The following is a 12,651-nucleotide window of genomic DNA, read 5'->3' on the forward strand; positions in this document are numbered from 1 at the left end:
AGACCCCTAGAACAGCAATGCCCTAATCGTCAAGCCGCCACATCCGTAGAGCAATGCGAAGAATACGGACGTGGCGGCTTGAACCTTTGGGTCGCTCGCTGACGCTCGCTCAGGCCCTGGTGGCCGCGTCCCCCTGAGCGACCTCTGCGACGTAGGCGAGCGCAGCCTCCGGGTCGCCGAGGAACGGTCCGAGATCCTCGGGGTGCGGGAACAGCCGGGTGAACCGGTCCGCCACCGCCTGGTGCTGCGTGGCCGCACCGAGCACCTGCTGCACGTGGTCGGGAAGCGGGTTGAGCAGCGCGTCGGTCAGCCCGGTCGAGTGCTGGGCACGGGTCTCCCAGAAGGTCTCGAACGTCGCCTGCATCCACTCGGGGTCGAACGGCTGGTCGCCGCGGTCCAGGATCGCCTGGGTGTAGATCCCGGCGCAGTGGGCGGCGTTGTTGGAGCCCTGGCCCGCGATCGGGTCGTTGACCACGACGACGTCGCCCATGCCGAAGACGAAGGTGTCGTCCGCGACCTCGGCGTACGGCTTGCGGATCGTGCCGGTGAAGGCGCCCGAGAGCGAGGCGCGGGCGTCAGTGGGCTCGCAGTCCTGCATCAGCTCGCCCTCCCACGGCATGTGCTCCAGCATCACGTGCTGCAGCCGGCGCAGGTGCTCGTCGGGGCGGGGGCGGTCCCAGAAGCAGTCGAAAGGGCCGTCGGGGATCGCCTCGACGAACGCGACCCGGCTCGGCCCGAACTGGGTCAGGGCGCTGATCACGAACAGCTCCCCCACACCGGGCGCGACGTTGATCCGCATGCTCCCGGCCGGGAAGTCGTCGGGCTCGACCATGCCGTGGAGGTAGATCGCCGAGAGGGCGCGGCCGGGGGTGTCGTACTTGGAGCGGACCGGGTCGCGGTCGAACAGCTCGACGATCTCGCCCTTGCCGGCCGCGATCAGGGTCAGCTCGTACATCGAGGCCAGGCCGGCCAGGTCAGAGGTCATCACCGGGTGGTAGATGATCCGGCCGCCCCGGTCCTCGAACAGCTCCAGCCAGGAGGACATCTTCAGGCGCTGGTCGACGGACATGGCGTACGGCTCCCAGGGCCCGTCGAACTTGAGCGCGCGGACCCCTGGCTCCGGGCTGACCGAGATGCCGACCGCGGGGATATGGGGCGCCTCGTCCTCCCACAGGTTGAGGTCGTAGGCGCGCTCGTACTGCAGCGCAGGGTCGAACATGACCTGCGTCGACGTCGGCCAGCCGTCGCGCAGCTCATCGGGCGTGCGCGCGGACATGACCGTCACCTCGTAGCCCTCGGCCTGGAGGCTGAGAGCGAGCTGCATGCCCGCCTGTCCGGCGCCGACGATCAGGATCTTGCGCAATGAAACTCCTTCGGAGTGGGGACGCCTCCGGGCTCAGGCGCGTGTGGGGGTGGTTTTCATCGTGTGCGACAGGCAGGAGACCAACGTCTTGGCCGTCGACCTGCGGTCGCGGGCGTCCACGGTCACCAGTGGCGTCCGCTCGTCGAGGCAGAGCGCGTCGCGCACCTTCTCCAGGGAGTGGGTCAGCTTCCCGTCGAACAGGTTGACCGCCACGATGAACGGGACGTCGGTGTCGTTCTCGAAGTAGTTGACCGCGGGGAAGGACGCGTCGAGCTGGCGGGTGTCGACGAGTACGACGGCACCGCTGGCGCCGCGGCACAGGTCGTCCCACATCGGCCAGAACCGGGGCTGGCCCGGGGTGCCGAACAGGTAGAGCAGCAGGTCGGGGGCGAGAGTGACCCGGCCGAAGTCCATCGCGACCGTGGTGGTCGTCTTGGCGCTCGTGTCCGAGAGCGGGTCCACCGATTCACCGGCCTGCGTCATCCACGCCTCGGTGTTGACCGGCGGGATCTCTGAGACCGAGGCGACCAGGGTCGACTTCCCGACGCCGAACCCTCCTGCGATCACGAGCTTTGCAGAGGTGACGGTCAGTGCCGGGCGGTCAGCCGAGCTCGGAAAGGCCATCGATAACTCTCTTCAACAGACGGTGGTCGAACGGGGAGTCGTAAGCCCCCTCATTGATCTGCAGGTGCTCGGTCGAGGCAAGGTCCTCGAGCAGCACGCGCGTCACCCCGAGCGAGATCCCGCAGTGTGCGGACAGCTCCGCGACCGACTGTGGCCCGAGGCGTACGCGGTCGTAGAGCCGGCGCGACTCGGGCGTCAGCTTGGCGGCCGCGCGCGCGTCGAAGTGCGCCGCGGAGATCAGCGTGTGCACGTACAGCTGGTGGTTGGTCTGGGTGCGGCCGCCGGTGAGCACGTAGGGACGTACCCAAGGGTTCTGCTGGCTCACGGCGCCCCCTCCGCAGCGCAAGCGCCAGGATACGGACGCGGCGCCGTGATGATCCTCTGGTTCGCTCGCTGACGCTCGCTCACGCCCGCTCCCCCGCCATCGAGCTGACCGTCATCTGGCGCAGCTCGTCGCGCATCTGGGGAGTGAGTACGTGGCCGACGGCGTCGACCATCTGGGCCATCTTGTGGGCGACGACGCCCAGGTTGGCACCGGCGCCGACGAGGACGGCGAAGCCCGCGAGGTCACCGATGCCCATGAAGAGGAAGTGTCCGGTGTGGAACTTCAGCATCACCTGGTCACAGCCGGGCTCGCCCACCTCGCGCGCGATGTTGTTGCCGAGACTGATCACTCCCGCCGTCATCGCGGCGAGCGGGTCGGCGACGTTGGCGGACATTCCGCCGGCACCGATCAGCGGGAGCCCGTCGGAGGAGACGATGAGCGCATGGGTCACACCGGGGGTGGAGCTGGCGAAGTTGTCGATCAGCCAGCTGAATTCCTTGGGGTCGCGGGGGACGACCGGGCTTTCCATTACGAAAGGGTTCCTTTCACTGCTGGGTCTTAGCTACCAAGGGAGAACGCGTCGAGATCGTCGGCGAAGGAGTACCGGGCCGCCGACTGGTCCTCGGGCGAGGACTCTTCCATCTGCGGTCCAGCGGCTGCTTCGGGCACGGTCGGCGTGCTGCGCAGGCTGACCGGCTCCCGGCGCGGGAGCGCGCCTGACTCTACTGGGCTGCTCTGCTCAGCGGACACGGAGGCCTCATTCGTCTCATCCGTCCCATCCGTCTCGCCGGGAAGCGGGATCGACGTCTTCATGGTGTCGGAGGCGAGATCCGGCGACGGCTGCTCGCTGGGCGCCGGCGCGAACTGGGCCGCCGGCGGCTGCACAGACTGTTGCACCGCTGGCTGTTGCCCGGTCTGTGGCGCAACCTGTTCGGCAGGCGGCGTCGGCCGGCGCAACGGCTCGAGCGCGGACGGTCGCGACTCGCGCCTCACGGGCCGGGCGGCCGGCTGTGGCACGGACTGGGGCACCGACTGGGGTCCACGCCGCCGCGGGGCGGGAGGCAGCACGGCGACGCTGCTCGCGCTCGAGGCCCTCGGCAGCTCGGCCGGCTCGAGCGGGGCGACCGGCACCTCGCACAGGAGCTGGGCCGGGACCGTCACCATCGCGATCATCCCGTTGCCGGGCGCGGGGCGGGTGGCGAGGCGTACGTCGATGTCGTACTTGCGGGCGATCCGGTGCACCACCGGGAATCCGGTGTGGCTCCCGGACTTGCTGACCAGCTCCACGATCGGGCCCGCGAGCAGCGCGTTGAGGCGGCCCACCGACCGCTCCGGGATGCCGATGCCGGTGTCCTCGATGCGGAACAGCACGTCGCCGGCGTCGGCCAGGTGAACGTTGACCGTCACCGCACCCGGGGAGTACTTGGTCGCGTTGTCCAGCAGCGCGGCGATCAGGCAGGAGACATCGTCGGCGGCATAGCCGATGACAGCGAGGTCGCTCACCCGGCCGATCGTCACCTGGTTGTACCCCTCGATGCCCGACAGCGCCATCCGGATGATGTCCAGCAGCGAGGTGTCGATGCCACCCATCTCGTCCTCGGCGCGGCCGGCGAGCGTACGCAGGTCGCGGCTCGCGCGCCGCATGCGGGTGACGGCGTGATCGACCTCGTAGAGCTTCTTCAACCGATCGGGGTCGTCCTCGTCGGCCTCGAGGCCGTCGAGAGAGATCCGCATCTGCTCGGCGAGGCTGATCAGGTGGAGCCCGAACTGCTCCATGATCTCGGGCCAGGCCTCGTCCTCTTCCTCCTGGAGGGGAGGTGGCGTGGAGGAGAGCTGTGGCATGGCGGGGTTCGATGGCACCGGCGGGAAAGGCACAGCCTGACCCCCGGTCGGAGGGAATGAGCGAGCAAGACCCGGATCTGACTGCTCAGCGAGCGTCGCAGTCTGGGGCCCCCGGCGCTTCAACCAGCGCAGGCTCCAGCGTGTCATGAGGCGGCACTTTCAAATGTGGAGAACGAAACAGAGCGGTGATCAGACTGGCACAACCGGTGCGCGAGCGCAGAGTTACGCACCCAGAAGCAGACAGTGTCCTAGGTCCCTCGTCCCAAGTGGCTCAGGCGCGCCGTCGCCGCCCGACGAGGTGGCCCGATCCTACGCGGCCGCCCAACTCAGTTGGCCAGCAGGCGCAGCGTCTCCTCACGGGCAGGCGCCGTGCGCGGGTCAGTGCCCTCGTACGCTGATCCGACCGGGTTCACCATGACCTCGTCCACGCCGTACTCCTCGGCCATTCCGGCCAGGCGTGCCTTCGCGTACTCGGCGGAGCCGATGATCCAACGGCCACGCATCGTGTCGATCAACCCTTGGTGGGCTTCGGGGATCTCCGTCTTCTCGGCCTCCTCGATGCTGGGCTGCGCGGTCAGCGGCTGGCCCGTGCGCAGCTTCAGCATGGTCAGCAGCTGGGGCAGTGCCTGGCGGTCGGCCTCCTCCGAGGTCTCGGCCACGCTCGCGTTCACGGTCAGGAACGTCTTCGGCTCGCTGAGGAGCTCGGAGGGCCGGAAGGTCGAGCGGTAGAGCTCGATCATCGCCTTGGTGTCGGTGCCGTTGCCCGCGAAGTGGTGGGCGAAGACGTAGGGCAGACCCTTCTCGGCGGCCAGACGCGCGGAGTAGTCGGAGGAGCCGAGCAGCCAGAGCTCGGCGACCGACGCGGCCGACGGGGTCGCGTGCAGGACATGCTGGCGGCCGCCGGCCATCAGGCCGACGCCCTCCGGCGCCATCATCGCGACGATGTTGTCGAGGTACTCCGGGAAGCGGTTGACCGCGTCGTCGCTCACCCCGCCGGCGCCGTGACGCAGCGCCCACGAGGTCACCGGGTCGGTCCCCGGCGCGCGGCCGATGCCGAGGTCGATCCGCCCCGGGAACGCCGCCTCGAGCAGCGAGAACTGCTCTGCCACCACCAGCGGTGCGTGGTTGGGCAGCATCACTCCCCCGGACCCGACCCGGATCCGCTCGGTGACGCCGGCCACCAGCGAGATCAGCACCGGCGGGTTGGTCGACCCGACCGCCGGCATGTTGTGGTGCTCGGCGAGCCAGTAGCGCTCGTACCCGAGCTCGTCGGCCACCTTCGCCAACGACAGCGTCGCGGCCAGGGCATCTGCGGAGGACTGGTCCGTGCGGACCGGGACGAGATCGAGAACGCTCAGCTTCACGTGAAATCTCAACCCGCCCCGGGGCGTCGCTTATTCCGGCGGCAGCAGCGCGCGCAGGCCGTCGGCGACGGCCGAGCGCCACCAGGCGTAGTCGTGGCCACCGTTGTGCTCGGCGGAGGTGACGTCGATCCCAGCAGCGCGGAGACGGTCGACGAGGTCGTGGTGGAGCTCGTCGAGGACCCACTCCTGAGTGCCGTGCGCCAGGTGGACACGCGTCTTCGCCTCCGCCGTGACAGCGTCCGCGAGGTCGTCGAGCCACAGCGAGGCCGACTGACTGGCGACCCCGTGGATGTGCTCGGGATAGGTCAGGCCGGCGCGCAACGCGGTGACGCCGCCGAGGCTCTGACCCACGACGTACGTCTCCTCGGAGACCGCGCGACGCTCGCGCACCCACGGCAGCAGCTGGTTGACGATGTAGTCGGCACCCTCGCCACCGGCGAGCTCCTCCCACCGCTTGTCGCGGCCGCCGGAGGCGGGCAGGACGCAGCGTACGTGGCGGAGGTGGCCGTCGGCGATCAGGTTGTCGAGCGTGGTCGGCAGCGAGTGGTGGTCGGTCCAGATCTCACCATCGAGGGCGACCACGAGCGGCAGGTCGACGTTGAGACCGGCGCCGGCGGGGTCGTAGAGCCAGACGTCGCGGCCGTCAGGACCCACTTCCAGGGTCACCGTGCCGGCGACGACGTCGTCGCGACGGAACAGCCACGGCTGCAGCGGAGCATCGGGCAGGGAGACGACCGACTGCTTGATGCCCTGCCGGTTGTGGCACCAGTCGGGGTTGAGCGGGTCGAGGTAGCCGCGGTGCAGCACGGCACGCAGCTCGACCTGACCCTCGCTCTCCCACGGAGCCGGCTCGCCGGGGTGCTTGCACAGGAAGGAGTACGAAGCCCGCCAGTCGCCCTTCATCAGGAACGAGGCGTGCCACAGGTCGGTGCCTGCCTTCCGCTCGAGCATCGTCTCGGCGAGATGACGCTCGTCGGTCAGCCTGTTGGCGAAGAGAAGCACCTCCTCGGCGTCGGCATCGCGCCAGCAGAAGGTGACGATCACCTCATGGTCCGCGGCGCCGGTGCCCGTCTCCTCGACGAGCGGGAGCGAGGTGGCGATCTGGTCCCAGAACATGTCGATGTCCTCAGGACTGAGGCGGTCGATGATCGCGCTCCGCGTCCGTGCTGATGGATTGGGTCGCGCCGCCGTGGGTGGTCGCAACTGCGTACTCATCCGGTTCTTCCTCCCGAGTACGGGGCTCTCTCTGTCCCCGCGGGCTGACCAAGTTACTCACAGTCGGGGCCTCACGCGAGATGCCGAGGTCCCTTTCTCTGTCAACTGACAGGTGATGTCGCATATCCGCTAGTCAAACGCGTTGGTAAGCGGGGATCCTTCAGTTTCCTATCAGTTTTCGGTCCACATGTCGGCACAGATCGCGACCGCGCCGAGGAATCCTGAGCCCTCCCACTGGGTGAGCCGGACCTCCCCGACCTGGCCCGCCGGGACGTCGCCGGCGAGGACGTCGAGGCGCTGCGCCGCCGCCATGCTTCCGTGGCCGGCCTTGACCAGCGCCTCCTTGCGCACCCACAACCGCGTGAACGCGTACGCAGCGTCCTCCTGCCCCGCCACCCAGGCCGCCTCGCGCGGCGAGAGCGCCCGGTCGGGCCCGCGCGAGACCTTCTCCACGTCGATGCCGCAGCGTCGGCCGGCTGCGACCGCGGCGACCTGGCCCCGGGTGTGACTGAAGCTCACCCGCACCGCTGCGGCACCGGACACCGACGGGGCTCCGTGCTCGGGGCTGCCGCAGCGAGCACAGCGCTGCTCGATCACGATCGCGTCGCGCGCGGTGCCCAGCAGCTCCGCTGCGCACTCGCGGACCAGGACGTGCGCGGCGGCGTACGCCTGCTTGTCGGCATCGGCGACCAGCCGATCATGACGCGCCCGCTCCGCGGTGGAGAGCAGCCCGAGATCGGCGTCGATCTCGGCCACTGCCGCGAAGCGCACGACCTCGGTCATGCCGCGGCTCAGTGACCGCCCCAGGGCACCCCGAGCTTGCCGAGCATCTCCTCGCCGCCGTCGAGCGCGGTGAGCACCCAGACGCCGTCGGAGGTGAGCGCGAAGGTGTGCTCGAAGTGGGCCGCCCAGGAGCCGTCGTCGGTGACGACGGTCCAGTCGTCCTCCAGGGTGGTGACCTCGGGACCACCGAGGGTGAGCATCGGCTCGACGGCGAGCGCGATGCCACGCTGCAGCTTGGCGCCCTTGCCGGGCTTGCCGTAGTTGAACACCGACGGCTCCATGTGCATCTCGGTGCCGATGCCGTGGCCGCTGAAGTCCTCGAGGATGCCGTAGTCGCCCTGGGAGTCGACGTAGGTCTCGATGGCGTGCGAGATGTCGGTGACCCGTCCACCGAGGCGGGCAGCGGCGATGCCGTGCCACATCGACTCCTCGGTGACGCGCATCAGCTCGGAGACCTTCTCAGGCACCGAGCCCATGGCCACCGTGATCGCGGCGTCGCCGTGCCAGCCCTCGACGATCGCGCCGCAGTCGATAGAGATGATGTCGCCCTCGGCGAGCACCCGGGCGCCCGGGATGCCGTGGACCACGACCTCGTCGACCGAGGCACAGATCGAGCCCGGGAAGCCGTGGTATCCCTTGAACGACGGGACGCCACCCCGGGACCGGATCGAGTCCTCGGCGATGGCGTCGAGCTCGAGAAGGGTGACTCCGGGCCGCGCGGCGGCCCGGAGCACCTCGAGCGTCTCGCCGACCACGAGGCCGGCCTTACGCATCTTCTCGATCTGCTCAGGGGTCTTGATCTGGACCTTGTTCAAGAAGCCCACTGCTCCCCCGTTGCGTGCAAGATGTTTGTCTCAGGACTCGGTGACGATGTCGAGCTCGTCGAAGATCCGCTTGGTGACGTCGCCGACGTCGCCCATGCCGTCGATCTCGTGGACCAGGCCGCGGCCCTTGTAGACTTCGATCAGCGGCGCGGTCTCCTCGAGGTAGACCTCCTGGCGGCGGCGGATGACGTCCTCGGTGTCGTCGGCGCGACCCTCGAGCTCGGCACGCTGAAGCAGCCGCTGCACGATCTCGTCCTTGTCGACGGTCAGCACGACCACGGCGTCCAGCGCGTGGCCGGTGTACTTGATCATCCCGTCGAGCTCCTCGACCTGCGCGAGCGTGCGCGGGTAGCCGTCGAGCAGGAATCCCTGGGCTGCGTCGGGCTCGTCGATGCGGTTGCGGACCATCAGGTTCGTGATCGAGTCCGGGACGTACTCTCCCTTGTCCATGTAGGACGCCGCCTCGACACCCAGGGGCGTGCCCTGGGAGACGTTGGCGCGGAAGATGTCGCCGGTCGAGATCGCCGGGATCTCGAAGTGCTCGGCGATGAACTTCGCCTGGGTGCCCTTACCGGCTCCAGGCGGGCCCATGATGATCAGTCTCATCGGAGGAACCCTTCATAGTTGCGCTGCTGGAGCTGGCTCTCGATCTGCTTCACCGTGTCCAGGGCGACGCCGACCATGATGAGGATCGAGGTGCCGCCGAACGGGAAGTTCTGGTTCGCGTTGATGAGCGCCAGCGCAATCAACGGGATGAGCGCAACCAGACCGAGGTAGAGCGAGCCCGGCAGTGTGATACGGGACAGAACGTAGGACAGGTAGTCCTCGGTCGGCTTCCCGGCCCGGATTCCTGGAATGAAGCCGCCGTACTTCTTCATGTTGTCGGCGACCTCCGGCGGGTTGAAGGTGATCGACACGTAGAAGTAGGTGAAGAAGATGATCAGCGCGAAGTACGTCGCCATGTAGATCGGGTGGTCGCCCTGGACGAAGTAGTTGTTGATCCAGTCGACCCACACCGGCGGGTTCTGCGCGTTCTGGTTGAACTGCGCCGCCATCGCCGGCAGGTAGAGCAGCGACGAGGCGAAGATGACCGGGATGACACCGGCCTGGTTCACCTTGAGCGGGATGTAGGTCGAGGAGCCGCCGAACATCTTGCGACCGACCATGCGGCGCGCGTACTGGACCGGGATCCGGCGCTGGGCCTGCTCGATGAAGATGACCGCCGCCATGATCGCCAGACCGATGACGATCACGATCGCGAAGGTCCACCAGCCCTTGTCGTTCTTGACCGCCCACATGGTGGCCGGGAAGGTGGCGACGACCTGGGTGAAGATGAGGATCGACATACCGTTGCCGATGCCGCGCTCGGTGATGAGCTCACCGAGCCACATGATGACCGCGGTGCCGGCGGTCATGGTGATGACCATGACCAGGAAGGTGGCGGTGCCGTCGTCGTGCAGCAGCGGCTGGGTGCAGCCCTGGAGCAGGTCGCCGGAACGGGCCAGCGCGACGATGCCAGTGGCCTGCAGGACCGCGAGACCGAGGGTCAGGTAGCGGGTGTACTGCGTGATCTTCGTCTGCCCCGCCTGGCCCTCCTTCTTGAGGCGCTCGAGGCGAGGGATCACCACGACGAGAAGCTGCAGGATGATGCTCGCGGTGATGTACGGCATGATGCCGAGCGCGAAGATCGTCAACTGCAGCAGTGCGCCACCGGAGAAGAGATTGACCAGGTTGTAGAGGCCGGCGCTGTCACCGGTCTGAGCCGCGTCAAGACACTGCTGGACGTTCGCGACGTGAACGCCAGGAGCCGGGATCTGGGACCCAGCCCTGAAGATCACGACGATGAAGAGAACGAAGAGCAGCTTCTTGCGCAGGTCCGGAGTACGGAACGCTGATGCGAACGCGCCAAGCACGAATGGTTCCTCTTTCGACAATCATGGGTCGCAGGGCCTGCGCCGATGCGAAAACCCGTGGCAGCCTAACAGCCCCCACGGCAGTTCTTGCACGTAGGGCTGAAACAGCGAGAGCGCGGTCGGGACCCCGAAGGGGCGACCCGGCCGCGCTCCCACGTGACAGGCTCTACGTTAGTAGAACTGTCAGAGAACCGTGACAGTTCCGCCAGCGGCCTCGATCTTCTCCTTGGCGGTGCCGGAGAAGGCGTTGGCGCTGATCTCGACCTTGACGGTCAGGTCACCCTGGCCCAGGACCTTGACCGGGTGGCCCTTGCGGACGGCACCCTTCTCGATCAGGGTCTCGGGGGTGACGACGCCACCCTCGGGGAAAAGCTCGTTGAGCTTGTCGAGGTTGACGACCTGGAACTCCACCTTGAAGGGGTTCTTGAAACCCTTCAGCTTGGGGAGTCGCATGTGCATCGGGGTCTGGCCACCCTCGAAGTAAGCGGGGACCTGGTAACGGGCCTTCGTGCCCTTGGTACCACGGCCGGCCGTCTTACCCTTGGACGCCTCACCACGACCCACACGGGTCTTGGCCTTCTTGGCACCGGGAGCCGGCGCCAGGTTGTGCACCTTGAGTGCCATATCAGTCGACCTCCTCGACCGTCACCAGGTGACGGACGGTCTGGACCATGCCGCGGATCTCCGGGCGGTCCTCCTTGACGACCACGTCGCCGATCCGCTTGAGACCGAGCGTACGCAGGGTGTCTCGCTGGTTCTGCTTCAGACCAACGAGGCCCTTCTTCTGCTGGACCTTCAGCTGCGCCATCAGGCCGACACCTCCACGGCGGGAGCCGTAGCCTCGGCCTGCGCCTTGAGCAGCGCGTCGGGGGCGACGTCCTCAACCGGGAGACCACGGCGGGCGGCGACAGCCTCAGGCGTCTCGAGCATCCTGAGAGCCTCCACCGTCGCGTGGACGATGTTGATCTGGTTGGACGAACCGAGCGACTTGCTCAGCACGTCGTGGATGCCGGCGCACTCCAGGACGGCGCGCACCGGACCACCGGCGATGACACCGGTACCAGGGGCGGCCGGACGAAGAAGGACCACACCAGCGGCCTTCTCACCCTGCACCGGGTGCGGGATCGTGCCCTGGATGCGGGGAACGCGGAAGAAGTGCTTCTTCGCTTCCTCGACACCCTTGGCGATCGCCGCGGGAACTTCCTTCGCCTTACCGTAGCCGACGCCGACCAGACCTTCACCGTCACCGACGATCACAAGGGCGGTGAAGCTGAAGCGACGACCACCCTTCACGACCTTGGCAACTCGGTTGATCGCGACGACCTTCTCGATGTAGGCGGTCTTGTCGGCGCTCTGGTTGCGACGGTCGTCGCGACCTCGGCGCTCGCCACCACGCTGTCCGCGCTGGGCTCCGCTCATCAGACTTTCCTCTTCTCTCGTTCGATCGTTGCGATCAGAAGGTCAGACCGGCCCCGCGCGCGCCATCGGCGAGCGCGGCGACACGGCCGTGGTACTTGTTGCCGGCACGGTCGAAGACGACGGTCTCCACCCCAGCGGCCTTGGCACGCGACGCAACCAGCTCGCCGACCTGCTTGGCCTTGGCGGTCTTGTCACCGGAGGCCGACCGCAGGTCGCCCTCGATGGTCGAAGCCGAGGCAAGCGTCTTGCCGGCCAGGTCGTCGACGACCTGGGCGGTGATGTGCTTGGCCGACCGGGTCACGACGAGGCGCGGGCGCTCCGGCGTACCCTCGATCTTCTTGCGACCGCGGGCCTGACGACGCAGGCGCGAGCGGACACGGGAAGCGGTGTGCTTGTTGTTCGACAGCGAGATGGCCATCACTTACCAGCCTTTCCGACCTTGCGGCGGATGTTCTCGCCGGCGTAACGAACGCCCTTGCCCTTGTAGGGCTCCGGCTTGCGCAGCTTGCGAATGTTGGCCGCAACCTCACCGACGAGCTGCTTGTCGATGCCGACGACACCGAGCTTGGTCGGACCGTCGGTGGTGAAGGTGATGCCCTCGGGTGCGTCGAAGACGATCGAGTGGGAGTAACCCAGCTGGAACTCCAGCTTGGTCGGGCCCTTCGACAGCACGCGGTAACCCACGCCGACGATCTCGAGCTTCTTCTCGTAGCCCTCGGTGACACCCAGGACCATGTTGTTGATCAGCGTGCGGGACAGGCCGTGGAGGGCCTTGTTGTCCCGGCTGTCGTCGGGGCGCTTGACGTCGAGGACGCCACGGCCCTCGTCGTCCTGGCCCTTCTCGACGGTGATCGGGGCGGCCACGGTGTGCGACAGGGTGCCCTTGGGACCCTTGACGCCCACGACCTGGCCGTCGATGGTGACGTCCACGCCGGCCGGAACCGGGACGGGGAGCTTGCCAATACGCGACATTTCTCTT

At 67.8% G+C, this 12,651-nt stretch carries 16 protein-coding genes; all 16 read right to left on the minus strand.

Translation table 11 applies throughout. From position 1 onward, the window contains the following. Window positions 1–109: 109 nt before the first annotated feature. The 16 genes from ACFWQC_RS12480 to rplF all read right to left on the minus strand — a co-directional run bounded on the left by ACFWQC_RS12480 (window position 110) and on the right by rplF (window position 12,644). Window positions 110–1,363 (minus strand): styrene monooxygenase/indole monooxygenase family protein, encoded by a 1,254-nt coding sequence (locus ACFWQC_RS12480; protein ID WP_378677834.1) that lies wholly within the window; start codon window positions 1,361–1,363, stop codon window positions 110–112. 33 nt (window positions 1,364–1,396) lie between these two features. After that, complete coding sequence (locus tag ACFWQC_RS12485; RefSeq protein ID WP_378678119.1) at window positions 1,397–1,930, minus strand: ATP/GTP-binding protein; 534 nt, start codon at window positions 1,928–1,930, stop codon at window positions 1,397–1,399. Window positions 1,931–1,964: 34 nt separating this feature from the next. Further along, complete coding sequence (locus ACFWQC_RS12490; protein ID WP_378677837.1) at window positions 1,965–2,312, minus strand: DUF742 domain-containing protein; 348 nt, start codon at window positions 2,310–2,312, stop codon at window positions 1,965–1,967. Window positions 2,313–2,391: 79 nt separating this feature from the next. Further along, window positions 2,392–2,841: a roadblock/LC7 domain-containing protein gene (locus ACFWQC_RS12495; protein WP_091052410.1), complete on the minus strand. Its 450-nt coding sequence runs from the start codon at window positions 2,839–2,841 to the stop codon at window positions 2,392–2,394. A 29-nt stretch (window positions 2,842–2,870) separates the two neighbouring features. After that, window positions 2,871–4,154 carry an ATP-binding protein gene (locus ACFWQC_RS12500; RefSeq protein ID WP_378677841.1) on the minus strand — a complete coding sequence of 428 codons (1,284 nt, stop codon included), beginning with the start codon at window positions 4,152–4,154 and terminating at the stop codon, window positions 2,871–2,873. 326 nt (window positions 4,155–4,480) lie between these two features. Beyond that, a complete protein-coding gene (locus ACFWQC_RS12505; RefSeq protein ID WP_378677844.1) occupies window positions 4,481–5,518 on the minus strand; it encodes an LLM class flavin-dependent oxidoreductase in 1,038 nt (345 codons plus the stop codon). Window positions 5,519–5,548: 30 nt separating this feature from the next. Beyond that, window positions 5,549–6,733, minus strand: coding sequence for an enterochelin esterase domain-containing protein (locus tag ACFWQC_RS12510; RefSeq protein ID WP_378677847.1), 1,185 nt, complete (start codon window positions 6,731–6,733; stop codon window positions 5,549–5,551). Between the two features lie 171 nt (window positions 6,734–6,904). Further along, window positions 6,905–7,516 carry a 4'-phosphopantetheinyl transferase family protein gene (locus ACFWQC_RS12515; RefSeq protein WP_378677850.1) on the minus strand — a complete coding sequence of 204 codons (612 nt, stop codon included), beginning with the start codon at window positions 7,514–7,516 and terminating at the stop codon, window positions 6,905–6,907. Window positions 7,517–7,524: 8 nt separating this feature from the next. Further along, window positions 7,525–8,340 carry a type I methionyl aminopeptidase gene (map, locus tag ACFWQC_RS12520; RefSeq protein WP_378677853.1) on the minus strand — a complete coding sequence of 272 codons (816 nt, stop codon included), beginning with the start codon at window positions 8,338–8,340 and terminating at the stop codon, window positions 7,525–7,527. Between the two features lie 30 nt (window positions 8,341–8,370). Further along, window positions 8,371–8,946 (minus strand): adenylate kinase, encoded by a 576-nt coding sequence (locus tag ACFWQC_RS12525; RefSeq protein ID WP_378677855.1) that lies wholly within the window; start codon window positions 8,944–8,946, stop codon window positions 8,371–8,373. Then, window positions 8,943–10,253 (minus strand): preprotein translocase subunit SecY, encoded by a 1,311-nt coding sequence (secY, locus tag ACFWQC_RS12530; protein WP_355017756.1) that lies wholly within the window; start codon window positions 10,251–10,253, stop codon window positions 8,943–8,945. Before secY ends, ACFWQC_RS12525 begins: the two co-directional genes overlap by 4 nt. A gap of 183 nt (window positions 10,254–10,436) precedes the next feature. Then, window positions 10,437–10,877: a 50S ribosomal protein L15 gene (gene rplO, locus ACFWQC_RS12535; RefSeq protein WP_091052397.1), complete on the minus strand. Its 441-nt coding sequence runs from the start codon at window positions 10,875–10,877 to the stop codon at window positions 10,437–10,439. A gap of 1 nt (window position 10,878) precedes the next feature. Continuing rightward, entirely contained in the window at window positions 10,879–11,061 is a 183-nt protein-coding gene (gene rpmD, locus ACFWQC_RS12540) for a 50S ribosomal protein L30 (RefSeq protein ID WP_008361029.1), read from the minus strand. Then, on the minus strand, window positions 11,061–11,672 hold the full coding sequence (gene rpsE, locus ACFWQC_RS12545; protein ID WP_160027014.1) for a 30S ribosomal protein S5: 612 nt from the start codon (window positions 11,670–11,672) through the stop codon (window positions 11,061–11,063). The genes rpmD and rpsE overlap by 1 nt, the downstream gene beginning before the upstream one ends. A gap of 34 nt (window positions 11,673–11,706) precedes the next feature. Then, complete coding sequence (gene rplR, locus ACFWQC_RS12550) at window positions 11,707–12,090, minus strand: 50S ribosomal protein L18 (protein ID WP_378677861.1); 384 nt, start codon at window positions 12,088–12,090, stop codon at window positions 11,707–11,709. Continuing rightward, window positions 12,090–12,644, minus strand: coding sequence for a 50S ribosomal protein L6 (gene rplF, locus ACFWQC_RS12555; protein ID WP_378677864.1), 555 nt, complete (start codon window positions 12,642–12,644; stop codon window positions 12,090–12,092). Before rplF ends, rplR begins: the two co-directional genes overlap by 1 nt. Window positions 12,645–12,651 lie beyond the last annotated feature (7 nt).

Origin of the sequence: Nocardioides sp. NPDC058538, assembly GCF_042719275.1 — a bacterium.
GTDB lineage: Bacteria > Actinomycetota > Actinomycetes > Propionibacteriales > Nocardioidaceae > Nocardioides.

Excerpts from the sequence above, each read along its gene's own strand:
- ACFWQC_RS12495 (WP_091052410.1), bottom strand. The coding sequence starts at position 2,841 with ATGGAAAGCCCGGTCGTCCCCCGCGACCCCAAGGAATTCAGCTGGCTG.
- ACFWQC_RS12500 (WP_378677841.1), bottom strand. The coding sequence starts at position 4,154 with ATGCCACAGCTCTCCTCCACGCCACCTCCCCTCCAGGAGGAAGAGGAC.
- ACFWQC_RS12510 (WP_378677847.1), bottom strand. The coding sequence starts at position 6,733 with ATGAGTACGCAGTTGCGACCACCCACGGCGGCGCGACCCAATCCATCA.
- ACFWQC_RS12515 (WP_378677850.1), bottom strand. The coding sequence starts at position 7,516 with ATGACCGAGGTCGTGCGCTTCGCGGCAGTGGCCGAGATCGACGCCGAT.
- ACFWQC_RS12525 (WP_378677855.1), bottom strand. The coding sequence starts at position 8,946 with ATGAGACTGATCATCATGGGCCCGCCTGGAGCCGGTAAGGGCACCCAG.
- rplO (WP_091052397.1), bottom strand. The coding sequence starts at position 10,877 with ATGGCACTCAAGGTGCACAACCTGGCGCCGGCTCCCGGTGCCAAGAAG.
- rpmD (WP_008361029.1), bottom strand. The coding sequence starts at position 11,061 with ATGGCGCAGCTGAAGGTCCAGCAGAAGAAGGGCCTCGTTGGTCTGAAG.
- rpsE (WP_160027014.1), bottom strand. The coding sequence starts at position 11,672 with ATGAGCGGAGCCCAGCGCGGACAGCGTGGTGGCGAGCGCCGAGGTCGC.
- rplR (WP_378677861.1), bottom strand. The coding sequence starts at position 12,090 with ATGGCCATCTCGCTGTCGAACAACAAGCACACCGCTTCCCGTGTCCGC.
- rplF (WP_378677864.1), bottom strand. The coding sequence starts at position 12,644 with ATGTCGCGTATTGGCAAGCTCCCCGTCCCGGTTCCGGCCGGCGTGGAC.